The 23428-nt window shown below is 62.1% G+C and carries 18 protein-coding genes; 1 reads left to right on the top strand and 17 read right to left on the bottom strand.

The features are described from left to right. Positions 1 to 11 precede the first annotated feature (11 nt). The 15 genes from P7C00_RS08400 to aceK all read right to left on the bottom strand — a co-directional run bounded on the left by P7C00_RS08400 (position 12) and on the right by aceK (position 20303). Positions 12 to 1325 (bottom strand): hypothetical protein, encoded by a 1314-nt coding sequence (locus P7C00_RS08400; RefSeq protein ID WP_404938649.1) that lies wholly within the window; start codon positions 1323 to 1325, stop codon positions 12 to 14. Positions 1326 to 1375: 50 nt separating this feature from the next. Further along, complete coding sequence (locus tag P7C00_RS08395; RefSeq protein ID WP_404938646.1) at positions 1376 to 2143, bottom strand: SDR family NAD(P)-dependent oxidoreductase; 768 nt, start codon at positions 2141 to 2143, stop codon at positions 1376 to 1378. Positions 2144 to 2184: 41 nt separating this feature from the next. Further along, entirely contained in the window at positions 2185 to 3174 is a 990-nt protein-coding gene (locus P7C00_RS08390; RefSeq protein ID WP_404938644.1) for an ornithine cyclodeaminase family protein, read from the bottom strand. After that, positions 3171 to 3698: a MaoC family dehydratase gene (locus tag P7C00_RS08385; RefSeq protein ID WP_346634832.1), complete on the bottom strand. Its 528-nt coding sequence runs from the start codon at positions 3696 to 3698 to the stop codon at positions 3171 to 3173. The genes P7C00_RS08390 and P7C00_RS08385 overlap by 4 nt, the downstream gene beginning before the upstream one ends. Next, the gene (locus P7C00_RS08380; protein WP_346634833.1) at positions 3695 to 4558 is read right to left on the bottom strand and encodes a CoA ester lyase; all 864 of its coding nucleotides are present in this window, start codon (positions 4556 to 4558) and stop codon (positions 3695 to 3697) included. The genes P7C00_RS08385 and P7C00_RS08380 overlap by 4 nt, the downstream gene beginning before the upstream one ends. Before the next feature lie 30 nt (positions 4559 to 4588). After that, complete coding sequence (locus P7C00_RS08375) at positions 4589 to 5812, bottom strand: aminotransferase class I/II-fold pyridoxal phosphate-dependent enzyme (RefSeq protein WP_346634834.1); 1224 nt, start codon at positions 5810 to 5812, stop codon at positions 4589 to 4591. 34 nt (positions 5813 to 5846) lie between these two features. Then, positions 5847 to 8003: a carbamoyltransferase C-terminal domain-containing protein gene (locus tag P7C00_RS08370; protein WP_346634835.1), complete on the bottom strand. Its 2157-nt coding sequence runs from the start codon at positions 8001 to 8003 to the stop codon at positions 5847 to 5849. 41 nt (positions 8004 to 8044) lie between these two features. Further along, on the bottom strand, positions 8045 to 8902 hold the full coding sequence (locus tag P7C00_RS08365) for an acetaldehyde dehydrogenase (acetylating) (protein ID WP_346634836.1): 858 nt from the start codon (positions 8900 to 8902) through the stop codon (positions 8045 to 8047). A gap of 36 nt (positions 8903 to 8938) precedes the next feature. Then, positions 8939 to 9940, bottom strand: coding sequence for a 4-hydroxy-2-oxovalerate aldolase (gene dmpG / locus P7C00_RS08360; RefSeq protein WP_404938642.1), 1002 nt, complete (start codon positions 9938 to 9940; stop codon positions 8939 to 8941). A 662-nt stretch (positions 9941 to 10602) separates the two neighbouring features. Next, on the bottom strand, positions 10603 to 11937 hold the full coding sequence (locus tag P7C00_RS08355; RefSeq protein ID WP_346634838.1) for an OprO/OprP family phosphate-selective porin: 1335 nt from the start codon (positions 11935 to 11937) through the stop codon (positions 10603 to 10605). Positions 11938 to 12231: 294 nt separating this feature from the next. Further along, complete coding sequence (locus P7C00_RS08350) at positions 12232 to 12465, bottom strand: anti-sigma factor (RefSeq protein WP_123726423.1); 234 nt, start codon at positions 12463 to 12465, stop codon at positions 12232 to 12234. After that, the gene (locus tag P7C00_RS08345; protein WP_346634839.1) at positions 12459 to 13073 is read right to left on the bottom strand and encodes an RNA polymerase sigma factor; all 615 of its coding nucleotides are present in this window, start codon (positions 13071 to 13073) and stop codon (positions 12459 to 12461) included. The genes P7C00_RS08350 and P7C00_RS08345 overlap by 7 nt, the downstream gene beginning before the upstream one ends. Positions 13074 to 13154: 81 nt before the next feature. Further along, positions 13155 to 14276 carry a beta-ketoacyl-ACP synthase III gene (locus tag P7C00_RS08340; protein ID WP_346634840.1) on the bottom strand — a complete coding sequence of 374 codons (1122 nt, stop codon included), beginning with the start codon at positions 14274 to 14276 and terminating at the stop codon, positions 13155 to 13157. Positions 14277 to 14537: 261 nt separating this feature from the next. After that, positions 14538 to 18449, bottom strand: coding sequence for an ATP-dependent RNA helicase HrpA (hrpA, locus tag P7C00_RS08335; RefSeq protein WP_404938640.1), 3912 nt, complete (start codon positions 18447 to 18449; stop codon positions 14538 to 14540). Between the two features lie 132 nt (positions 18450 to 18581). Further along, positions 18582 to 20303, bottom strand: coding sequence for a bifunctional isocitrate dehydrogenase kinase/phosphatase (gene aceK, locus P7C00_RS08330; RefSeq protein ID WP_346634842.1), 1722 nt, complete (start codon positions 20301 to 20303; stop codon positions 18582 to 18584). A gap of 249 nt (positions 20304 to 20552) precedes the next feature. Here aceK and P7C00_RS08325 point away from each other — a divergent pair, with 249 nt between their 5' ends. Continuing rightward, positions 20553 to 21446, top strand: a complete 894-nt coding sequence (locus P7C00_RS08325) for a DMT family transporter (protein ID WP_346634843.1) — start codon at positions 20553 to 20555, stop codon at positions 21444 to 21446. Positions 21447 to 21495: 49 nt separating this feature from the next. On the opposite strand, the gene P7C00_RS08320 is transcribed toward P7C00_RS08325, so the two are convergent. Beyond that, positions 21496 to 21873 (bottom strand): type 1 fimbrial protein, encoded by a 378-nt coding sequence (locus P7C00_RS08320; protein ID WP_346634844.1) that lies wholly within the window; start codon positions 21871 to 21873, stop codon positions 21496 to 21498. A gap of 341 nt (positions 21874 to 22214) precedes the next feature. Continuing rightward, the gene (locus P7C00_RS08315; protein ID WP_346634845.1) at positions 22215 to 23078 is read right to left on the bottom strand and encodes a DMT family transporter; all 864 of its coding nucleotides are present in this window, start codon (positions 23076 to 23078) and stop codon (positions 22215 to 22217) included. Positions 23079 to 23428 lie beyond the last annotated feature (350 nt).

Raw genomic sequence — 23428 nt, 5'->3', positions numbered from 1 at the left:
CAGACCCTGGTTCATTGCGCTAAGGGGCACGACTCATGCTCCTGTATCTTGAGTTCCGCCAGCAGCAACCGGTGCTCCTGGTCGGTGATCGGCAGCGCCCAGCCCGGCATACCGCCGGACAGTACATTGACCGCCCTGGAGCGACCGTTGCAGCGAAAATACAGACCCGACATCTGCTGATTGATGTAGTACAGGCCAAACACCACGAACTGCTCCACCGGCCGGTTCCAGAAGGCCTGGGGCAAGCCATAGGAGCGCTGGCGGATAGTGGCCTGGGCAATCCATTCACCGTGTCTTGGACCGATACTGGCGCGGATCAGTTCGTCAGTGGCTTCCTCACCGAGGATCACCCCCTTGCCACCGGTGGAGTTGCACGGTTTGAACACCAGCTCTTGGCGCCGCTGCAGCAGGCCCTCAAGGTTTTGCGCACTGACCCGCACCGTCAGCGGTATCCGGCGATCGATGGCGGCGCGCTGCTCTTCGTCCAGCACCGCCCGCAGCGCCGGCTCATGAAACAGCGAAAACCATGACTTGCAGCCGCTCACGTAGTTTTCAAAGGTGTTGAGCAGCAAGGCACCCGAGCCGCAGATACGCCGCACCAGATCGCCGCCATCGACGATTTCCTCCTCCAGGAACAGGCGATAGACCAGGGTTCGCGCGCCCTCTTCGGCGCTCAGCCACTGCGCCTGGTACTGATGCTCCTTGATCAGCACCACCTCCAGGTCCGGACAGGCCTGACGCACATGGCGCAACAACGGCTGGTAGGCCGAAGCGCCTCCCCAGTGGTCATAGGCTTCAAGATCCAGGAGCACCACCCGGCTGCGCCGCTGCTCCTTGCACAAGCGCTGGATCAACCGCGCCAGATCGACATAAGGCGATTGCCCGTGTTCGAACCCACTGAGCTGCACCCCTCGCGACTCCAGAAAGCGCGAGCAGAATTCGTGCAACTGCGGGCCTTCGATGGCCGGGCCGATGTTCAGCTCGCACAGCTGGTACTGGCCGTCCTGGCTCAGCAGCACGTCCGCCCGGCCGATCAACCGTCCGCCCTTTTCCAGCAGCGACCAATCCACCAGGTCACGGACCTGGACCGGCACATTGAACAGTTCGAGGATGTCCTCGCGACTGTGCAGGGTCAGCAAATGGGCGAGTATCCGCGACTGCGCCGCCAGAATCAGACGCAAGTCAGCGGCCACCGCCTTGAAGGCCGCAGCGGGAAACAGCGCCAGGGGAAAGGGGGTCGCCTTGAACCCCTGAGGCTTGATCAACTGCGGATTGCGCTGGCCAAACACATCGAACAACGGGCGATTGAGCTCTTCAAAATTCATGGATCGCGCTTCCTGATGGGAATGAGGGACAAGCCCTCGGTGGGGGTGAATCAGAGGGTCGCTTCGCCGCCATCGATCACGATGTCGGCGCCGGTCACCCAGGCGGCTTCGTCACTGGCCAGAAACACCGCCGCGCCGGCGTGATCCCGGGGAGTGCCGGCCCGGCCCATGGGAATGTCCTTGCCCCGTTCGCGCCACAACTGCGGATCGTTCTGCCACTGGTTGCGGTTGCCCTGGGTGGCGGTCAGCCCGGGCGACAGGGTATTGACCCGAATGCCCTGGGCGGCGAACTCATAGGCCAGGCTCTTGGACAGCATCGACAGCCCTGCCTTGGACGACTGGTAGTGAGCCATCTGGCTGATGGCCTTGAAGGCGCTGATGGAAGACACGTTGATCACGCTGCCGGCGATCCGCCGTTCGAGCATATGGGCGATCACCGCCTGGGTCAGAAAGAACGGAAACCGCAGGTTGGCATTCATCACCTTGTGGTAGTCCTCGACACTGGTTTCGAGAAATCCCGTGCGCGTGGTGATGCCGACATTGTTGACCAGCACATGCAGCTCATCGAACACAGCGAGGACCTGCCCGGCCAGTTGCGACGCGGCACTGGCCTCCCCCGCATCCACCTGGAAGGCCTGGCACTTCACTCCCAACTCCTGCAGTTGACCCAGCACCTGGGCCGCGGCGGCTTCATCGCGCTGATAGGTGAACGCCACATTGGCCCCTTCTCGCGCCATGGCCAGGGCAATGGCCTGGCCAATGCCATGACTGGCGCCGGTGATCAGCACGTTCTTGCCGGACAATCGTTGTTCTGCCATGTATTCATCCTTGTCGTGCCTGGGCTCCAGGCACTTTGGTTTCAGAGGCTGATGCGTGTGCCCAACCCCTTGGTCCGTGCCGCGCGCAGCAAGGCTGCCGCCACCGCCACATCCTGGATCGCTGTGCCCACTGACTTGAACAGGCTGCTGCCGATGCGCCGAGGGTCGGCGGCCCCGCCCAGCAGGCTGGCGATTTCCTGCACATCGCCAGGCATCAGCACCCCCAGGCGCAGGCTTTGAATCAGCTCGCCGGCCTCACGCAGGGCAGCATCGCGCTCCTCGACATACACCGCTGCCTGTCCCAGCAACAGCGGATCGATCTCGCAGGCAATTTCATCGACCCCGCCGATGGCATTGATATGGGTCCCGGGGCGCACATCCGCTGCCCGCACCAAAGGCTCTGCGCTGGCCGTGGAGGTGGCGGTGCAGATCACGTCCGCCGTGCGCACCGCCTGGGCCACGCTGTCGGTCACCATGACCTGCGTGCACAGCCCGCGATCGCTGACCCAGGCCGCCAGGGCCCGGGCCTTGTCGAGGGACCTGGAATGCAGCAACAGCTGTTCGATGGGCCGCACCGCACAGACCGCCTCGATCTGGCTGCGGGCCTGGACCCCGGCGCCGATCACCGCCAGTACCCGGGATTCAGGCCGCGCCAGCAGGTCGGTGGCCAGCCCGGCCATGGCCCCGGTACGCAGGGCCGTCAGCTGGGCGCCTTCCATCAGCGCCAGGATTTCCCCGGTCTGGCTGCTGAGCAGGATCACCAGGGCATGGATCAGCGGCCGGCCGCTACCAGGGTTGTCCGGGGTGATGGTCGAGACCTTGACCGCCACGGCCTGGGCCAGTGGCAGGGCTGCCGGCATCACCAGCACTTGGTTGCTGTCGGCACTCGCGCCCAGGGTCATGATGGTTCGCGCCGGCACTTGCACGCCATCCGCCATGGCCGGTGCCAGGGCCTGGCGCAGGGCCTCGATGGCCTCGTGCATGGACAGTGCCCGGGCCATGGCCTGGCGATCGAGACTGAGAAAATTCATGGGGCCTCCTGTTCCACCACAGGCAGCGCCAGAGGCTCGCGCCGCGGCACCAGGAATGACCGCTGGTAACTGAGCACCACGCTGCCATCGGCCTTGAAGCCTTCGGTCTCGATGGTGGCGATCCCCTGCCCCGGCCGTGAACGGCTGGGACGGATGGCCAGGACCTTCGACTTGGCGTAGAGGGTGTCGCCGATGAACACCGGGGCCGACAGCCGCACCTGATCCCAGCCCAGATTGGCCAGGGTGCGAAAGCTCATGGTCTGCACCGACATGCCATTGATGATGGCGAAGGTCACCACGCTGTTGACCAGGACCTTGCCGAACTCCGTGTCCTTGGCGTACTCCTGATCGAAGTGCAGCGGGTGATGGTTCATCGACAGCAGGGTCAGCCAGGTGTTGTCGGTTTCCAGCACGGTGCGCCCGGGCCAGTGACGAATCACGTCGCCGGGCTTGAAGTCCTCGAAGAACATCCCCGGCGACTCCAGGTACTCACCGTTGTCCAGCCGTTGCAGGGTCGAGATCATGGATGTGGCTCCTGGGTGAAATTGTTCAGCAGCTTGCGGGCCTTCTTGATGAATGGAGGACCGATCATGTCGCCATCCAGGGTGAAGATTTCGCCCTGGCTGTGCTCCGCCCGACGCAGGATCTCCCGGGCCCGTTCCAGCTCGCCGGGGCTGGGGCTGAACACCTCCATGACCGTGGCCAGCTGGCGTGGATGGACGATGGCCTTGCCATGGAATCCCAAGGCCTTGACCGCACGGCTTTCCTCCAGCAACAGCTGCGGGTCGTCCAGGTGATAGCAGGCGGTGTCGATGGCGGCGATGTCGTAGCGCGCCGCCGCGTTGGCGATGCGCTGACGGGCGTAGAGCATGTTTTCCCAGCCGATTTCCACCCCCAGCTCGGCCGCAAAGTCCGCCGAGCCGAACACCAGCCCCGAGCACTGGCTGGCAATCCTGTCGATGGCGTCAATGGCCTCCAGGGTCTCCACGGTGACGTACAGCTGCACCGGGTGCTCCAGGCCGCTGAGCTGGGCACGAACGATCTCCAGTTCGCAGGCATCGCGGACCATGGTCAGCATCACGATGTCCGGCGCCACGCCATGGCGGATGAAGGCCTCAAGGTCCAGCAGGCCTTGGGGCGAGCGCAGTTCGTTGATCCGCACCGCCACCCGGGAAGCAGACGCCGGGGCCTTGAGCAGTTGCAGGCAATGCTCCCGGGCCTGGGCTTTCCTGGCCGGGGGCACCGAATCTTCCAGGTCGATCAGGCAGACATCGGCCCCCGCCTCCCGAGCACCCTGCAGCCGCTCGAGGTTGAAGGCCGGGGTGTAAAGGATTGAACGGGGCAACCGGGGAATGGGGGCAACCGAATAACCACGGGTTTGCATAACCGGACACTCGCAGCAATGGATGGGGGTTCAGGACTCGATGCAATCACGCAGCAGGCCGCACATGGACAGCACCTGCTCCTCACTGATGGTGGAGCGCAACATGACCCGCAGCCCGGCGTTGTCCTTGGCCACGATGGGGAAGAACACCGGCGACACATAGAAGCCGTTTTCGAACAGCAATCGGCCGCTACGGATCACCTTGTCGTTGGGCAACTGCACCAGGCGGATCGGAAAGGCATTGCCGGCCTGCTCGGTACGGATGAACTCGTCGAACAGCTGGATGTTGCGCGACAGGGCGTTCTGCCGCAGCGCCAGCTCGGGGCCGCGATGCAGCTCGGCGGATGCCAGGGAAGCGCCGATGGCCGCGGTGTTCATCGGCTGCGACCAGGCCATCGGCCCGCCGAAACGGGTCAGGATGTCCTCCACCTGCTTGCCCTTGGGACCGAACATGATGGCCGCGCCACTGGTGCCGAACGCCTTGTTCAGGGTGGCGACAATGATGGTGTTCTCATTGACCTGATCGATGTGTGAACGGACATAGCCCTCGCCGTGCCGACCGACGATGGACAGCGAGTGAGAGTCGTCGAGGTAGAGGAACAGGCCGTACTTTTCCTGCAGGGTCAGCAGGTCCCCAAGGGCTGCGTGGCCGCCCATGCTGTAGGTGCCGTCGGCGACGTAGGCGACCTTGCGGTATTTGCGGCACAGGTCTTCCAGGGCATTCATGTCGTTGTGGCCGATGGTGAACACTTCGGTCTCGTCGCCGCACACCGGCTTGTACAGGCTCATGGAAAAGTGCGCGAACTTGTCAAAAGCCATCACCGGGCGCACGCCCTGGGTCAGGTGCCCGGACGCCAGCAATGGGAGAATGCCCGCCGTGGCCGCGCCTGCGGAAATGGCGGTGATGACCTTGGCCTCGAACAGCTGCGAGAGCGACGCCTCCAGCTCCAGCAGCGCCGGAATCTGGATGCGGATCCGGGAAATGCAGTGGTCCAGCACACCGTAGCGATGCAAGGCGTCAATCGCACCCTGGACAATGCTCGGATGGGAATCCAGGTCCAGATAGGAACAGCAACTGACGTTGATGAATCGATGGCCATCGGCCGTTTCCAGGCTGCCGTCCCCCACCAGATTGGCGACGATGCCCGCCAGGCCGTTGCGTTCGGATTCGTCCCAGAACTGGTTGCCGTAATCGAAAGCCTTGAGGTTGTTACGGTACTTGTTGGTGGCCTGAGGTTGAGTGTTGTCGGTCATGATGCTCTCCGGAATTCGAGTAAGTAGGGGCCTGTCAGGTAGGCATGACGTCGAGGGCCTGGGCTTCGAACACCGCCAGCCGCCGCTTGAAGTCGCTGTCGGTTTTCCACACTGCGAAGATGTCGCCACTGGCGCCGACCATGATCAGTGCGTCCATGCCCTTGGCCCGTTTGAGGGTCTGCAGGGCATGAGCCGGGGTCTGGGCGATCGGGCTGCCGACGTTCAGCGAAGTGTTCACCGAGGCCTCGACTCCGCACTGTTTCCCCATCTGCTTGAGGTAGGCGTGGATCAGCGGGTTGAGGGACTGGCGCACGATCTGCAGGCGACTGGTGCCGTCCACATGGACCACCGCCGGAACCCGGCTGCGGGCCTCGGGGCGCGCCCGGGCGGTGAGCACCATGTAGTTGTAGGCCGAGTAATCGTCGGTCTTGGCCCCTTCATCGAGCTCGAACAGCCGGTGGGCTTCTTCCAGGGTGACCATGGGCGCCAACGGCCGGATCTTCTCCCGGAACTTCACTTTCGAGTTAAGCAGTTCCAGGGTGTTGGGATTGCACGGGTTGGCCAGGATGCTGCGATTGCCCAAGGCCCGCGGACCGGTTTCCGCCGGCCCCTGGAACACCCCGATCACCGCGTTATTGCACACCAGGCTGGCCATGAAGCGCGCCACCTCGGCCAGGGAATCCGCCTGGTTCAGGGAGCCGATCTTGCGGGCCTCGACCCCCTGCTCCTCGACCACCGCGCGCTGGATCTGCGCAGTGGACGGTGCCAGGCCACACAGGTACGGGCTGGCGAAATCGTTGCGCGCCGCGGCGCCATTGCGCATGGCGAACTGTAGCGCCGCGCCCAGGGCCACACCGCAGTCGCTGGGGATCGGTGGCACCCAGATCTTCAGGCACTGGTCCTGACCCAGGTAGCGCTTGAAGTAGTCCCGATCGAAGTGCTGGACCAGGTGCATGTTGGCAATGCAATTGAGCGCCGTGCCGCCGGTGAGCACCAGCTTGTGGGCGCCGGTCTTGCGGATCAGGTGGTCGACGATATGGAACAGCGCGTCCTCGAACACCAGTTGCAGGGCCTGGGCTTTGTCGACCCGATCCTGGGTGATGTCCGAATGCTCGATGTCATCGACGCTGAGCACGCTGTCCGGGTTCCACATGTCCCCCGGAGCGATGGGCGCGCCGAGGATGTCGATCAACGGCTGGCCATAGGGTTCGGTGTGGCTCTTGATGTGCCAGTTAACCATGGTCCGGTTGACGTGGATGTTGCCTTCCTCGGCGAAATACAGGATCTGCCGCAGGCGCTTGTAATAGGGATTGGTCAGGCGGCTGGCATTACCCCAGGCGGCGGCCCCCATGTAGCGCCCTTCGGAGCTGAGGAAACTCCAGCCGCCCTGGGTCGAGCTGATATAGCCATACAGGTAGCCCAGGGAGTCGATGGTGCTCTGATTCTGCCGGTGGCAGATGACCTGGCCGTCGCGGACTTCGTACAGCGAAATGGCGCCGTTGTCGCCGGTGCCGTCGAGCACCGTGAGAATCACCGGCTCAGGCTCCCGGGCGAACGGCGACAAGGCGTAGGCCAGGTAGGCGTGGTTGTTGTGGTGATGCATGCCGATCAGCGGCTGGGTGGTTTCCAGGCCCAGGCTCTGGGAGATCCGCTTGGGCGCTCCCAGGCCCTTGACCAAGTGGCTGAGGTTGAAGTTCGGGTCGTGCCGCGGGTTGAGCAGGGTCAGGCTGCTGGGGGCATGCTCGAAGATGATTTTCAGGTCAAAGCCCAGGGCGCGGATGTAGTCCCAACTGCCAAGAATGCAGAAGATGTCCTGCGCGCTGATCTTGCGGTTGGCCATGATCAGGCGGATCTCCGCCAGGCTGTGTTCGGGAAACTTGTTGGAGTGCTTTTCCGCGCTGAAGCGCTCCTCCTCGTTGTTGGCGATGATGTTGATGCCATCCTTGGCACTGACCTTGATCAGGGCCACGCCGGTGTTGTGCCCAAAGGGGCCGACCCCCAGCAGGTACAGGCTCTCGCCCTGGGCCAGACGCCGGGCGAACTCCGCTCCGCGCTCCTGGGCGAAGGCGCTTTCACCGCTGTAGAAATGCTGACGTCGGCCCAACTTCTCGTAGACGAAGTCGGTCACGCGCTTGACCCACTCGGGCAGTCGCTTGAGCTTCGGCCCGTAGGTTCCATATACCGTGGTCATGTCGACACTCTCCTGAGATAAACCTCGAACCCGTCCTGGGTTCAGTTCCGGTAACGATCTTCGGCGGCCCGGACTGCCGCACTGGTGATGATGTCCAGATTGCCCGCATAGGCCGGCAAGTAATCCCCTGCCCCCCTGGCCCGGACCATGGTCACCACTTTGCCGTCGATCAGGCTGGGCTCCATGATCAGCGAGTAGCCGGGCATGTACTGGCGCACCTGATCGAGCATCACGCGGGCACTGTGCCGCAGCTCGGACATGTCCGGCTTGTCTATCAGGGCGAAGATCGTGGTCTGCATGTCCACCGGCGGATCGGCCGGGTTGATGTTGAGGATCGACTTGACGCTCGGGGCGCCGGAAAAATGCTTGAGGGCCTTCTCCGTGGTGCACAGGTACTCGTTCACATTCAGCCGGGTTGCGGCGCCGGCACTGCGGGCGGAAATCGACGACACCGCCTCCACGTAGTTCAGGTGCTGCCCGGTGCGCCGCAGCGCGTGCACGATCGGCAGGGAGGCCTGGCCACCGCAGGTGACCATGTTGAGGTTCTCCACATCCCGCAGTGTGTTCGAATTGATCGTCGGCACACACCAGACGCCGGTATCCGCCGGGGTCAGGTTGATCAGCAACTTGCCTTGCCCCTCCAACAATTGGGCATGTTGCAGATGGGCCTGGGCACTGCTGGCATCGAACACCACATCAACTTCATCCAGATGTTCAACTAACTTATCAATACCGCGATGATCGCAACGCACTCCCAGTTTCGCCGCATACTCCAGCCCCGCCGAGTGTTCATTGCGCCCTATAAAATAATCACATTGCAAATAAGGGCTGCGCATGACCTTCAATAAAAGATCACAACCAATATTACCGCTGCCTAATATCGCGACTCTAAGTACCATAAAGCGCTCTCCTTGCTTATGGGAAGTCAGTTGAATTCACAGCGCCTTGGCCAGATTCATCGCAACTTCAATAATCAGGTCTTCCTGACCTGCCACTACTCTTCTTTTCCCCAGCACGCGATATATATCCACCGCTTCGACACCATGTTGTTGTGCCGCCTTCAACACCGGTTTTTCAAAACCCGAGAACACCCCGTACAAACCGCTGACAATGTTCATGGCGCTGATATGGGGCTGAGCGTTCTTGATCCGGTCGGTGGTCTGCTCCGAGGCAGCGATCATGGCAAAGGCCCGGGCCTCGTCCAGCAGACCGAGCTTCATCAGCGCCGCGCCCAATACTTCCAGGGGGGTATTGCCGGCACCGGCGCCGAGGCCATTGATGGTGCCGTCGAGCAACCGCGCACCGGCCCTGGCAGCGCTCAGGCTGTTGGCCACCGCCAGCCCCAGGTTGTTATGCCCGTGAAAACCGATGGGCACCGGCAACTCCTGGGCCAGCAGCGAGACCTTTTCAAAGGCGTCCTGCTCCATGTAGGCCCCGGCGGAATCCATCAGCACAATGGCGTCGGCACCATAGCCGACCTGCAGTCGAGCCTGTTCCAGCAGGGTCCGGGCACTGGCCATGTGGGTCATCATCAGCACGCCCTGGGCCTCGGCGCCCCGTGACTTGACGAATTCGATGTAGCGCGCGGTGGTATCGGCTTCGGTGCAATGACAGGCGATGCGCAGCACATCCACACCCTGCTCGATGGCCATGTGCAGATGATCGAGCTTGGCGAACCCGGGAATCGCATGAATCCCCAGGCGGGTCTGCTGCAAGGCTTCCCGGGCGGTGCTCAACATCGCCTCATCACTGTGGGGAGCCAGCCCCAACTGCAGGGAGGAAGCCCCCAGGCCGTTGCCATGGCCGACCTCCACGCAATAGAGCCCGCAGGCATCCACGGCGCGGCAATAGGCACTGATGTCCTCCAGACCAAGGCGGTGCCCGAGCGCGTGATTACCGTCCCGCAGTGTCGGGTCGTAAAGTTCAACTTTCGTCATATCAGCAATCCCTTGCGACCCCCGGTACAGGGGTACTTAATTACTCTGCCCTGCCCTTCACTTCCTTGAAGGGTTTATCGGGCCCGGGCATGAGCAAACAAATCAGCCCCGGCCACCAGCGTATTAACAATCCAGTTAAAACTCTAACTTCCCTGGCAACAAGCAGCCTGACCAGTTCTACAAAACTCCGTGTAGAACACTATCTGCCCGACAACTTTTTCAACATTTTACCTGCGATCTTTTTTGATACTTCCATAGCCTTTCAGAGGCTGTCAACCGCACTAGTTTCGCTCTAAGAAACCGTAATATTTTTTAAGAAAGAAAATCACTCAAGAAAAAAAACCGTCTCGACGCCCTCGCTTTATCCACCATTCCCCCGCATCGACTGGCCCATGAGCACCTTTGCCAACAGCTGCGGCGAGGGCAATTTACGGCGAATTTCAACAGCGAAAAAAATCTCGACGGGAACTATCCAGACATTATTTGTTTTTTAAATTTGACGCCTGCCAAGGGGGTAACTAGCGTCCTTCGGTCGCTGTCAACTTCACTGCAAAAACAGCGTATTGCCGTGCTCAGGCATAAAAAAACCCCGCCGTAGCGGGGTCAAAACGAGAGGAGCTATAACGGATGAGAAAGAGCTCTACCTGGATGTTGCAACAGCCTTAGAACACGTACTGCACTCGAGCCACCAGGGCATCACCGCTGTCATCGCCAACGTTGTTGGTGATCTTGTCGGTGCTGACCTTGATGTAGTTGGCGGAAATCTTGATCGCCTCGTTGGCGTACCAGTTGACCCCGATGGTGTTCATGTTGGCCTTGGCATCACCGACTTCACGGGTAGCGGTGGCGGCGACGATGTTCTTGTCATCGACCTTGATGTTGTCGTAGCGGTAGAACACTTCCCAGGCACCGTACTGCTTGTTCTCGGGCTTGATGGTGTCGAACTTGGCGCCGTCGAGTTTGTAGACCCGGGATTCGCCGGTCAGGGTGTAGGCCAGTTGGCCGTAGAAACCGCTGGCCTTGACGTCCTTGTAAGCGTTGCTGTCGGCTTTGAGCTTGCGAGTCAGGTATTCCGCCTGGGCCGAGAACGGGCCGCTGGCGAAGGCGAACTCACCGCCGAACACTCGGTCATTGTCATAAGCACCTGCTGCCGTCAGGTTCGAGGCGTTCAGGCCGGCGCCGCCACCAAAGGTGGCACGGTTGCCGTTGGTGCCGGCATCGTTGCCGCCGTTGGTGGCGATGCCACGCACGCCCAGGCGAGGACGAATCCGCGAGTCGAAGGCAGTGTCACTGAGGTCGCGGCTGGCGAAGTCCAGGCCGAAGTGCAGGACGTTGCCGGTTTCATGCAGCGGGGCAAACACGGCACGGGCGTTGAACTGCTTGACGCTGTCGCCATCGCTGTCGTTGATGTCCTTGGCCGAGACGCTGCCGGACAGGTAAGCCATGTCGGCCACCACCGAGCTGACCTGCAGCCCCATGCCGTTCTCGTGGGAGTTGATCCAGTCGGCCAGCTCGTAGGCGGCGTTACGCTCCATGGAGGTGACCCACTTGGAGCTGGTGGCCTTCTCCAGACCGAAGTCGGCATCGAAACGACCGGCACGAATGGTCACCGGCTTGAAGCCCACATAGGAGATGGACGCCTCGTCGAAGTAACCGTCATCGGCGGTGCCCGAGTTGTGGGAGAAGTCGTAGTTGATCTGGTATTTCCAATCCTTGTAGGCGGTGCCGCCCAATTCCAGATAGGCGCGGCGGAAGTAGGCGCCGTCGCCGGTGTCACCATTCTTGGTGTAGAACCCGTCGAAACGGCCATAGTCGGCTTGCAGACGACCGCCCAGCTTGAAGCTGAATGCGGAGTCGGTGGTAGCAACCTCAAGGCCGCCCTTGGTTTTGACTACGATATCGGCGCCGTCGGTGGTGACGGTGCCAGCGAAAGCCTGGGCGGTTACTGCCAGGGCCAGGGCGCTGGCGGCAAAACCGGCGAAGTGCTTACGGATCATCGAAGAGTTCCCCTAATTGGTGGTCTGTAGCGTTGGAAAACACGCGGGGTTGGCCCGCTGGTGTTGGGTGGGAATCTTGGCGATGGGTTATTTCAGCCGGGTTGCTGATAGATAAAGATTTAATTACAGGGGAACTTTTTTACTTCGAAATGAAATAAGACGAGAAGCCCGTGCTAGAGCGCTTTCGTGAGGATTTGCGGGGGGATGGGGGGACATTGCAGCACTGTCACCTTCGATCGGATGACAGATTGATGGCAGATGCGGATGCACAGCGGCATCCGCATGGAGGGAAGGTCAGAGGTCGCGCTTGTTCTCGGCAGCCAGGCGTTCGGCCAGTTCGTCCAGGCCTTCCAGAGGCGGCTCGGGAAGCACCCGCAACGTGGCCTGGAGCAGGCGCATCTGACGAATGAAACGCCGGCAATTGGGGCAGAACAGCAGATGATGGCGAACCATCAGGCGCTCGCGAAAACTCAGCTGGCCATCCAGGTAGTCGCTGGAACGTGCCACTTGTTCCTTACAGGTCAGCATTGGCCGGTTTCCTCAAAATGCTCCACGGTGGCGAAGACTTTCAAGCGCGCCCGGTGCAACAGCACCCGGACATTGGAGAGCGTAAGCCCGAGAAGATTACAGATCTCTTCCAGCTCCAGGCCCTGGCGCTCGCGCAGCAGCAGGACACTGCTTTGCAGTTCCGACAGGCTGAGCAGCGTGTGCTCCAGGCACTCGCGCAACTCGGATTCGGTCAGCAGGGCTTCGGGGGTGTCTTCGTGCCAGGCAAAAGGCGCCACCAGCCAGTGACCGTCGGAAGAGGAGAAGCGCTCGTCGCCCACGGTGCCGTGAGGGGCAGGCAAGTCATCCATCAGCACTTCCCGACGATTCTGTTTGTAACGGCCCTTGGCGGCGTTGGCGGTGATGGTCAGCAGCCAGGTCTTGAGGCTGGAACGCCCCTGGAACCCTGACAAGTTGCGCACCACCGACAGCCAGGCGTCCTGCACCACTTCATCGGCGTGGCGGTTGCCGACAATGGCATATGCCACGGCGCGCATGGCGCTCTGGTAAGTGCTCACCAGTTCCTTGTAAGCCTTTTGTTCGCCCGCCAAAAGGCGTTCTAGCAGTTGCGTGTCATCAGCAGCGGCCATTCATGCCTCGTTCATCATGCGGGTTTGAATGGGGTGTGACGCGCCAACCAGGCCTCGCGCCACACCTCGACTCAGCCTAGATCAACGCTTGCGCAGCAGTACGCTACCGATGGAATAACCCGCACCGAAGGAACTGAGCACGGCCAGGGAGCCGCTGGCCAGATCATCCTGGTACTTGTGGAAGGCAATCACCGAGCCCGCCGAACTGGTGTTGGCGTAAGTATCGAGAATCACCGGCGCCTCTTCCACCGTGGCTTCGCGGCCCAGGAGTTTCTTGACGATCAGGTGGTTCATGCTGAGGTTGGCCTGGTGCAGCCAGAAGCGCTTCACGTCGCCAACATTGAGCTGGTTTTCTTCCAGGTGGGCCGCGATCAGTTCGGCGACCATCGGGCATACGTCACGGAATACCTTGCGGCCTTCCTGGACGAACAGCTTGTCCCGGGCACCCACGCCCTCTTCCGCCGCGCGGTTGAGGAAACCGAAGTTGTTGCGGATGTTGTTGGAGAACTGGGTCAGCAGCTTGGTGCTGACGATCTCGAACTGGTGCTTGGAGGTAGCCAGGTCAGCCCGCTCGACGATCACCGCGGTGGCGGCGTCGCCGAAGATGAAGTGGCTGTCGCGGTCACGGAAGTTCAGGTGCCCGGTGCAGACTTCCGGGTTGACCATCAGGATCGCCCGGGCCTGACCCAGTTGCACACTGTTGCAGGCGGCCTGAATGCCGAAGGTCGCCGAAGAACAGGCCACGTTCATGTCAAAACCGAAGCCCTGGATGCCCAGGGCAGCCTGGACTTCAATGGCGATGGCCGGATAGGCACGCTGCAGGTTGGAACAGGCAACGATTACCCCGTCGATGTCGGCGGCGGTCTTGCCGGCTCGTTGCAGGGCCTGTTCGGCGGCGGCGACCGCCATCTGGCAGAGCACCGACCACTCGTCGTTGGAGCGTTCCGGCAGGCGCGGGGCCATGCGTTGCGGGTCGAGAATGCCGTCCTTGTCCATGACGAAGCGGCTTTTGATCCCCGAGGCTTTTTCGATGAAAGCGGCGTTGGATTCCGTCAGGGCCTGCACTTCACCGCGCTCGATGGCGGCAGCGTTGTCGCTATTGAACTGGTGGACGTAGGCATTGAAAGATTCCACCAGCTCTTCGTTGGAAATGCTGTTGGCCGGGGTAAACAGGCCGGTGCCGCTGATGACGACGTTATGCACGGTCGTTCCTCTAGTGTGATGAGGCAAAAGGTCTTGGCACCGTCGTGCCAAACCGTAAAGGGACGGCCCCCGGTGGGGAGCAGTCCCTGGCATCGCTTTATTCCGATCCGCCCGGGCTGCCTGTGGTGCAGATAACCGGGGCCGGCATTTATGACGGCGGAGTTTGCCATAACCTCCGATATTTCGCCGCAACTGCAAGATCGGCGGGACCGCCCTCCCTACCGGGGCGTCCTGCGGCAGCTACTACGAGGGGGCATTGGGTCAGACGTCTACCTGGCTCCATTGCTTGCTCAGGCGCTTGTCGGAAATCGGCACCTTGGTCCCCAGTTGCTGGGCAAACAGGGACACCCGGTATTCCTCCAGCCACCAGCGATACAGTTCCAGTTGCGGGTCGCGCTTGCCTTCCTGGGCATGCTTCTGGGCCCGGGTCTGGTACTGGCTCCAGAGGCCGGCCAGTTCGGTGCTCCAGACTCGATCCTTCTGCACCTGACTGCCGAGCTTCTCGAAGCGCAGCTCCACCGCCTTGAGGTAGCGCGGCACTTCCTTGAGCCACAAGGCCGGGGTTTCCCGTACGAAGCCGGGGTACACCAGATGCGCCAGCTGGGACTTGATGTCGTTGAGGGCCACGGCCTGGGCCAGGTCGATCTTGCCCTTGAAGCGTTTTTGCAGACCGTGCCAGAGCTTGAGGATCTCCAGGGTCAGGCGCGCCAGGCGCTCGGCATGCTCGGTCCAGGCGCCGCGCTTGCGCTCGGCCAGGGACGCCAGGCCCGCGCCATCCCGAGGCAGCGTGGCTTCGCCGTCGAGGATGCAGCTGTCGAGGCTGGCCAGGAGGATGTCTTCCACCAGCGCATCGATCCGGCCCAGCTCGCGGTACAGCAGGCCCAGCTCGGTGAGCCCCGGCAGCTTGCCGCGCAGGAACTTGGCCGGCTCCGCCAGTTGTTGCAAGAGCAGGCGCTGCAAGGCCCGGCGGTGCTGGAACTCAGCCTCGGCGGCGGTGGAGAAGCGCCCTTCCTTGACGGTCCCGGCCTCCTCGACCAGCGCCGGATACACCGTCATCGACAGCCCGGCGATCTTCTGCTGGGTCTTTTCTGCGACCGCGGCGAACACCTTGGCCTCCACCGGCTGCTGGCCCTTGGCGGTCTGCGGCACCGCCAGGGCAGCCTGGCTGGCTTCGGCGAACCGCGCCGTCAGCTCGGCCAGGTCCCGGCCTTCGCCGAGGAACTTGCCCTGGGCATCAACGATTTCCAGGTTCATCCGCAGGTGGCTTTCCACCTGTTGCTCAGCTTCGCTCCAAGCCTCGTCGCTGACTCGGGCACCAGTCATGCGCAGCAGTTCGCGGCCCAGGGCCTGGGGCAGCGAGCCCTCGGCGAAGACCATGCGCTGCAGGGCCGCCTTGACGAAGTCCGGCACCGGCACGAAGTTCTTGCGCAGGGCCTTGGGCAGGTTGCGCACCAGGGCGATGCACTTGGCCTCGATCAGCCCCGGCACCAGCCACTCCAGGCGTTCGGCGGGCAGCGCCGGCAGCAAGGGCGCCGGCACCCGCAGGGTCACGCCGTCCCGGGGGTGGTTGGGCTCGAAGTGATAACTCAGGGCCAGCTCCAGGTCGCCGATATGCAGGGTGTCCGGATACTGCTTGGCGGTGACTTCACTGGCCTCGCGGGCCAGCACGTCTTCCTCGCGCATGATCAGCAGTTGTGGGTTCTTCTGGCTGTGGACCCGGTACCAGCTGTCGAAGGTCGCGGTCTGGTGAATCTCCGCCGGCAAGCGCTCGTCGTAGAAGGCGAACAGGGTTTCCTCGTCCGCGAGGATGTCCCGGCGCCGGGCCTTGGCTTCGAGAGCGTCGAGCTGTTCCAGCAACTGGGTGTTGGCGCTCAGGCACTTGGCCTTGGACTGGATCTCGCCGCGCACCAGGGCTTCGCGGATAAACAACTCGCGGGACACCACCGGGTCCACCGGACCGTAATGCACCGGCCGGCGACCGACCACGATCAGCCCGAACAGGGTGATCTGCTCGTAGGCCACCACCTGGCCACGCTTCTTCTCCCAATGGGGCTCGAAGTGGTTCTTCTTCACCAGATGGCCGGCCAGGGGCTCGATCCAGTCCGGCTCGATCTTGGCCACCATGCGCGCATAGAGCTTGGTGGTTTCCACCAGCTCGGCGGTCATCAGCCATTGCGGGCGTTTCTTGCCCAGGCCCGAGGACGGGTGAATCCAGAAGCGCCGCTGACGGGCGCCGAGGTAGTCGCCGTCTTCGGTCTTCTGGCCGATCTGGCTCAGCAAACCCACCAGCACCGCCTTGTGCAGTTTCGGGTAGTCCGCCGGTTCCTTGTTCAGGCTCAGTTGCAGGTCACGACAGATCAGGCTCAGTTGCCGGTGCGAGTCGCGCCACTCCCGCAGGCGCAGGTAATTCAGGAAGTTCTTGCGGCACCAGTTGCGCAGCGGGCTGGCGGTCAGGGCCTGGCGTTGCTCTTCAAAGCCGCGCCACAGATTGACCAGCCCGGCGAAGTCCGAGTCCACGTCCTTCCACTGTGCGTGAGCCTGGTCGGCGGCTTGCTGGCGCTCCGGCGGACGCTCGCGGGGGTCCTGGATCGACATCGCACTGGCAACGATCAGCACTTCCTGGAGGCTGCCGAGCTTGGCCGCTTCCAGCAGCATGCGGCCCATGCGCGGGTCCACCGGCAGGCGCGCCAGCTGCCGGCCCAGCGGCGTCAACTGGCTGTTGCGGTCCACTGCCGAGAGCTCTTGCAACAGGTTGAAACCGTCGCTGATGGCCTTGCCATCCGGCGGTTCGATAAACGGAAACGCGGTGATTTCACCCAAGCGCAGATGCAGCATCTGCAGGATCACCGCCGCCAGGTTGGTGCGCAGGATCTCCGGATCGGTGAACTCCGGCCGACCGAGGAAATCCTCCTCGCTGTACAGGCGCACGCAGATCCCCGGCTCGACCCGGCCGCAACGGCCTTTACGCTGGTTGGCACTGGCCTGGGACACCGCCTCGATGGGCAGGCGCTGGACCTTGGCCCGGTAGCTGTAGCGGCTGATGCGTGCAGTACCGCTGTCGATCACATAACGAATGCCCGGCACGGTCAGCGAGGTTTCGGCAACGTTGGTCGCCAGCACCACCCGGCGACCGGGGTGAGACTGGAAGATCCGCTGCTGCTCCTCCGGCGACAGGCGCGCGTACAGCGGCAGGATCTCGGTGTGCTTGAGCTGGGCCTTGCGCAGCATTTCCGCGGCATCGCGAATTTCCCGCTCCCCCGGCAGGAACACCAGCACGTCTCCAGGGCTGCGACGTTCGCTGCGCTCATAGGCAGCGATCTCATCCAGGGTGGCAAGGATCGCCTGATCCACGGTCAGGTCGTCCTCGACCCGGTTGCCCTCCTCGTCCTGCTCCAGGGTCAGGGGGCGATACCAGGTGTCCACCGGGAAGGTGCGGCCGGAGACTTCGACGATGGGGGCATCATCGAAATGCTTGGAGAAGCGCTCCAGGTCGATGGTGGCCGAGGTGATGATGACCTTGAGATCCGGGCGCCGTGGCAACAGGGTCTTGAGGTAGCCGAGGAGGAAGTCGATGTTCAGACTGCGCTCGTGGGCCTCGTCGACGATGATGGTGTCGTAGCGTTCCAGGTAGCGGTCGTTCTGGGTTTCCGCCAGCAGGATGCCGTCGGTCATCAGCTTGATCAGGGTGCTGGAATCGCTCTGGTCCTCGAAGCGCACCTGATAGCCCACCAGCGAACCCAGGGGCGTGGCCAGTTCTTCGGCGACCCGGCTGGCGACGCTGCGGGCGGCAATCCGCCGGGGCTGGGTATGGCCGATCAGCCCCTGCTGGCCACGGCCGATTTCCAGGCAGATCTTCGGCAACTGAGTGGTTTTGCCCGAGCCGGTCTCACCGGCAATGATCAGCACCTGATGCTTGAGCAGCGCCTCCTTGATCTCGTCGCGCTTGGCGGCAATCGGCAGGCTGTCGTCATAGCGAATCGGCGGCACGCTGTCGCGCCGCGCCGTCACCAGGTTGCAGGACGCCTGCATCCGCTCCAGCCATTGGGCGAGCTTGGCCTCGTCGGGCTTCTTGCGCAGTTCGAGCAGCTGCCGGCGCAACCGGTGGCGGTCGGCGAGCATGGCTTGATCGAGGTTTTTCAACAGTTGGTCGATTGCAGGCGATTCGGAAGTCATCAGGTACGCAAAATGTCGTCTATTTAGGCAGGCCGCGATTGTCGCAGAAAAGTCCAGGCAATACGTAGGAGCCGGCTTGCCGACGAAAGGGCCGGTGAGGACGCCTTCGCCGGTGAGCCGGCTCCTACACGTCTATTCGTCTTCCAGGCCTTTGCGCCGGTAAGGGAAGACATCGATGATCTTGCCGGCGCGGATGGCGTCCTGCAGGCCCTTCCAGTAGTCGGCGTTGTACAGCTCGCCGTGCAGTTGGTCGAACAGCTTGCGCTGGCTGGCATCGGCGAACAGGAACGGCGGGAACTCCTCGGGGAACACGTCGTGGGGGCCGATAGAATACCAGGGCTCGGAAGCCATCTCGTCTTCCGGCGTACGTGGCGCCGGAATGTGACGGAAGTTGGCTTCGGTGAGGTAGCAGATCTCGTCGTAGTCGTAGAACACCACCCGACCGTGACGGGTCACGCCGAAGTTTTTCAGCAGCATGTCGCCGGGGAAGATGTTGGCGGCCGCCAGTTGCTTGATCGCCAGGCCGTAATCCTCCAGGGCCTCGCGTACCTGATCCGGGTTGGCGTGCTCCAGGTAGAGGTTGAGCGGGGTCATGCGGCGCTCGGTCCAGCAGTGGCGGATCAGCACCGTCTGCTCTTCCACGGCCACAGTGGACGGCGCCACTTCCAGCAGTTCCTCAAGGCAGGCCGGGTCGAACTTGCTCAGGGGAAAACGGAAGTCGGCAAACTCCTGGGTATCGGCCATGCGCCCGACCCGGTCGACGCTTTTCACCAGGCGATATTTTTCGATCACCGTGGCCCGGTCGACGTTCTTCGACGGCGAGAAACGGTCCTTGATGATCTTGAACACGGTGTTGAAGCCCGGCAGGGTGAACACGCTCATGACCATCCCGCGCACACCGGGGGCCATGATGAAGCGGTCGTCGGTGTTGGCCAGGTGGTTGATCAGCGCCCGGTAGAACTCCGACTTGCCGTGCTTGTAGAACCCGATGGAGGTGTACAGCTCGGCGATGTGCTTGCCCGGCAGGATGCGCTTGAGGAAGCCGATGAACTCCGCCGGCACCGGCACATCCACCATGAAATACGAGCGGGTGAAGGAGAAGATGATCGAGACATCGGCTTCGTCGGTGATCAGTGCATCGATCTGGATGCCCCGGCCTTCACGATGCAGCAGCGGGATCACCAGCGGCCACTGTTCTTCGTGGGTGAAGATGCGCCCCACCAGGTAGGCGCCCTTGTTGCGATAAAGCACCGAGGAAAACAGCTCCAGGGTCAACTCCGGGTCCTTGCACACCCAGTCCGGCAGGTTCTCCCGCAGTTGCGCCTCCAGGCGCCGCAGGTCGCCCGGCAGGTCGGCATAGCCCTCGCTGAAGCGGTAGTCGGCGAATACCTGTTCGAGCATGTTGGCCAGTTCGCCCGCTGGCTTGTAGCTGCGTGTCTGCGCGGCCCGGGCCCGGCGCAGGCTGGGGCGGGTGGTGTGAATGAACATGCAGCCGTCGCTGATCAGGTCATGGCTGAACAGCCCGCAAAAGATCGAGTTGTACCAGGTCTCGGACAGCTCATCGTCGAAGCGCAGGTCGATCAGGCTGATGTAGGCGCTTTTCACCAGTGGCCACTGGCTGACATCCATCAGCGAATCGTCACTGAAGGCCTGGTGCAGCCGGGCTACGGTCTCCCCGACCTTTTCCTCATAGAGGTTGATCCGCGCCGCCGAGGCCTTTTGCGCTTCCTGCCACTGCGCCTGCTCGAAGCGTTGCCGGGCACCATCGGTAATCTGGCGAAAGTGCTCGCGGTAGTCGTCGAAGCCATCGAGGATCATTCGAGCGATATCGGCGGCTGGCCATGGCTGCGGCATAAGTAGACCTCTGCGGGAATTTACGATGCCAGAGCTTAGCCAGTGAAACGGCTTGAGGAGAAGCGTATTTTTGTGATCAAGCGTACGCCGGAAAATGACCCGGCAGTCGCCCTGCTCCCCAAGCTTGGGTGGCGGATCATTGATCGCAACAAACGGAGTGTCGGGCTTCGTCGCCCTGTGCGCCAATAAGGTTTGCCATGCCCGCCAGTGCTGGGCAAGATCCCCGCCTTCAAACCGAAGGATCCTTCCGTGAGACTTGTCGATCTCCTGCGTCTGTTGTCGCTGGCCGCCATCTGGGGCGCGAGCTTTTTATTCATGCGCATCATCGCCCCGGTGCTGGGCAGCGTACCCACGGCGTTCTTCCGGGTGTCGATTGCCGCTGCCGGCTTGCTGGTGATGCTGGCACTGATGCGGATCGATTGGGATTTTCGCGGCAAGTTCAAGACCGTACTGCTGCTCGGGGTGATCAACTCGGGGATTCCGGCAACGATGTACTCAGTGGCGGCCCTGGTGCTGCCGGCGGGCTATTCGGCGATCTTCAATGCCACCACGCCGTTGATGGGGGTGTTGATCGGCGGCTTGTTTTTTCACGAGCGCCTGAGCTTGAGCAAGATGGCCGGGGTCTGCCTGGGCTTGTTCGGCGTGGGCGTTCTCACCCGCGCCGGCCCCGTGGCCTTCGACCATGAACTGCTGCTGGGCGCCCTGTCCTGCCTGATGGCCACCACCTGCTACGGCTTCGCCGGCTTCCTTGCGCGGCGCTGGCTGGATCAGGCCGGCGGCCTGGACAGTCGCCTCTCGGCACTGGGCAGCATGCTCGGTGCCACCCTGCTGCTGTTGCCCCTGTTCGTCTACAACGCCATCAGCCAGCCTCCGGCCAGTTGGGGTGGCTGGAGCGTGTGGCTGTCGCTGCTGGGTTTGGGCCTGGGCTGCACGGCGTTTGCCTATGTGCTGTATTTCCGTCTGCTCAGCGCCATCGGACCGGTGCGGTCAATGACCGTGACCTTCATGATTCCGCCGTTCGGCGTGTTATGGGGGGCCATGCTGCTGGATGAGCCATTGTCCATGGCTCATCTGTATGGCGGCGCGCTGATTGCCGCCGCCCTGTGGCTGGTGCTGCGGCCGGCGGTGAAAACGCCGGTTTGAAGCCGGTGTCTCGACCTGGATGAACCCGGCATGAACACCGCCAGAGGTCTTATGGAACGTTCAGGGTAATCAGGTAAGTGCCGGAGGTTACGGCCTTCCCGGCCTGGTCGACAAAGGCATAGTGCTGGTCGTAATAGCGTCCCTGGGAACCGCTGTCGGTCAGGAGCTTGAGCTTGACGGCGGAATGATCCAGAGCGCTGACGCTGGCCACTGCTCCCACACGTGCTACGTCGATCGCGGCGCCGCGGGAGCCTTGAGGACACTGGCGCAGGCTAAGCCCGGTACTGGCGGCGCTGGAGGTACAATTGCTCTCAACGATACTGCCGGTAAAACGGATGATCCCCTGTGCGATTGGAGCAGCAGCAAAGCAGCTGCTCGATAGTCCCAAAAGCAAGCCGAAAGCGGTGGAAGCGAACGCTGCGTTCATACTGACTCTCCTTTGTATAAGGAATATGTCGTCAGTCTAGGTACCGGCTTTAATTTTTAAGGTTTATCTGATGGACTAATTTGGAATACACCAAAGAAAGTCCAAACATCTGGTTATCAAAAGAACCTTGAAAGCTCGTTCAGCACACTTCGAATCACCTTCAAGGGATTGAAAACGAGCTTTTTTTCACCGGTCAGAGACCTTCATCAACATAATGGCACATGGCCAGCAGCTGGCGCTATGGTTGTTTGCTCATGCTGCCGATGAATCCAGTCACCGACCGGGCATTGCACCCGGCCGGCGTAGTCGGCAGTCGTCGGGGAGACAACTGCCTGGGTGGATCAAGCGCTCTTACGGAACACAAATACCAGCCCGACAATGATCAGTCCCATGCCGATCAGACTCAGCAATGCCAGACGGTTGCCGAAAAAGACATAGTCCATCAGCGCCGTCACCGCCGGCACCAGATAGAACAGACTGGTGACATTCACCAGATTGCCCTGGGCGATCAGCCGATACAGCAGCAGCGTGGCCAGCACCGACACCACCAGCCCCATCCACAGCACGGAAACCAGCAGTCCGGCGCTGTACTCGAAGTGAAACGGCTGGAACGGCACGAACAAGGAACACAGCAACAGCCCCGCCAAGTACTGCACTGGCAGTGTGCCCAGAGGGTTGTCGGTGATGCGTTTCTGCATGATCGAGCCAGCGGTCATACTCACCAGCGCCAGCAGGCCGCAGAGCATCCCGGAGATGGAGATCCCCGCCAGACCGATGCCCTGGTAGACCACCATGATCAACCCCGCCAGCCCCAGGCTCAGGCCGAACAGGCGACGCCAGGAACGCTGGCGCTCCATCAGCACCACGGTGAGGATCGGCTGCACCCCCATGATGGTGGCCATGACGCCGGGCGTGACCTTCAGGTCCAGGGCCAGGATGTAGAAGATCTGATAAGCACCCAGCAGCACCAGGCCTGTAGCCACGGCAAATCCCATGGCCCGACGCCCCCGGGGCAGGTGGAGCTTGAGCAGGGGCATCAGCAGCACCAGGCCCATCAGGGCGATGATGAAGCGCAGCAGCAGGAAGGCAAAGGGCGAAGCCTGGGTGAGGCCCCATTTGGAGAAGATGGCGCCACTGCTCCAGAGCAGGACGAACAGGCTCGTGGAAGCCGCCGCAAGCGCGGACTTTTTGGAAATGAGCAACATGAAAACCACCTGTAATCAGGCAAGAAGCCAATTCAGCCAAGGCTGAAGTTCAGTAGTGTTTGGTTCAGGCGGGCACAGGGAACAGCAGCGATTGCTGATCAGCCCGAAAAGCCAACGCCCGGCGGTGATACGACTGCGTACACCGGCGTGCTACTGACAGGTGGGGGGTACTGACCGATCTGCACAGGCTGCTGATTCCCACACGGCACGACGCCAGCGTTGACCGCTGAAAGCACTACCGCGTTGAGGGGGGAAAAGGCCATGTGCTGATCTTTCTTGAAGGGAAAAACCATGAGTCGGCTGACTCATCGAGCGCCGAATATAACCAGCGCCCGATATTCATTGCAAGA

The sequence above is a fragment of the Pseudomonas sp. JDS08PS003 genome (assembly GCF_045013505.1).
Lineage (GTDB): Bacteria > Pseudomonadota > Gammaproteobacteria > Pseudomonadales > Pseudomonadaceae > Aquipseudomonas > Aquipseudomonas protegens_B.
The sequence above is the reverse complement of the archived record's forward strand: the minus strand, read 5'-3'. Positions and strand labels throughout refer to the sequence as shown.

Coding starts and splice junctions, on each gene's coding strand:
- P7C00_RS08350 (WP_123726423.1), bottom strand. CDS start 12,465: ATGCTGACCTGTAAGGAACAAGTGGCACGTTCCAGCGACTACCTGGAT.
- hrpA (WP_404938640.1), bottom strand. CDS start 18,449: ATGACTTCCGAATCGCCTGCAATCGACCAACTGTTGAAAAACCTCGAT.
- P7C00_RS08390 (WP_404938644.1), bottom strand. CDS start 3,174: ATGAATTTTCTCAGTCTCGATCGCCAGGCCATGGCCCGGGCACTGTCC.
- P7C00_RS08355 (WP_346634838.1), bottom strand. CDS start 11,937: ATGATCCGTAAGCACTTCGCCGGTTTTGCCGCCAGCGCCCTGGCCCTG.
- P7C00_RS08365 (WP_346634836.1), bottom strand. CDS start 8,902: ATGGTACTTAGAGTCGCGATATTAGGCAGCGGTAATATTGGTTGTGAT.
- P7C00_RS08380 (WP_346634833.1), bottom strand. CDS start 4,558: ATGCAAACCCGTGGTTATTCGGTTGCCCCCATTCCCCGGTTGCCCCGT.
- P7C00_RS08345 (WP_346634839.1), bottom strand. CDS start 13,073: ATGGCCGCTGCTGATGACACGCAACTGCTAGAACGCCTTTTGGCGGGC.
- aceK (WP_346634842.1), bottom strand. CDS start 20,303: ATGCCGCAGCCATGGCCAGCCGCCGATATCGCTCGAATGATCCTCGAT.
- P7C00_RS08385 (WP_346634832.1), bottom strand. CDS start 3,698: ATGATCTCGACCCTGCAACGGCTGGACAACGGTGAGTACCTGGAGTCG.
- P7C00_RS08315 (WP_346634845.1), bottom strand. CDS start 23,078: ATGTTGCTCATTTCCAAAAAGTCCGCGCTTGCGGCGGCTTCCACGAGC.
- P7C00_RS08395 (WP_404938646.1), bottom strand. CDS start 2,143: ATGGCAGAACAACGATTGTCCGGCAAGAACGTGCTGATCACCGGCGCC.
- P7C00_RS08320 (WP_346634844.1), bottom strand. CDS start 21,873: ATGAACGCAGCGTTCGCTTCCACCGCTTTCGGCTTGCTTTTGGGACTA.
- P7C00_RS08375 (WP_346634834.1), bottom strand. CDS start 5,812: ATGACCGACAACACTCAACCTCAGGCCACCAACAAGTACCGTAACAAC.
- dmpG (WP_404938642.1), bottom strand. CDS start 9,940: ATGACGAAAGTTGAACTTTACGACCCGACACTGCGGGACGGTAATCAC.
- P7C00_RS08400 (WP_404938649.1), bottom strand. CDS start 1,325: ATGAATTTTGAAGAGCTCAATCGCCCGTTGTTCGATGTGTTTGGCCAG.
- P7C00_RS08370 (WP_346634835.1), bottom strand. CDS start 8,003: ATGACCACGGTATATGGAACCTACGGGCCGAAGCTCAAGCGACTGCCC.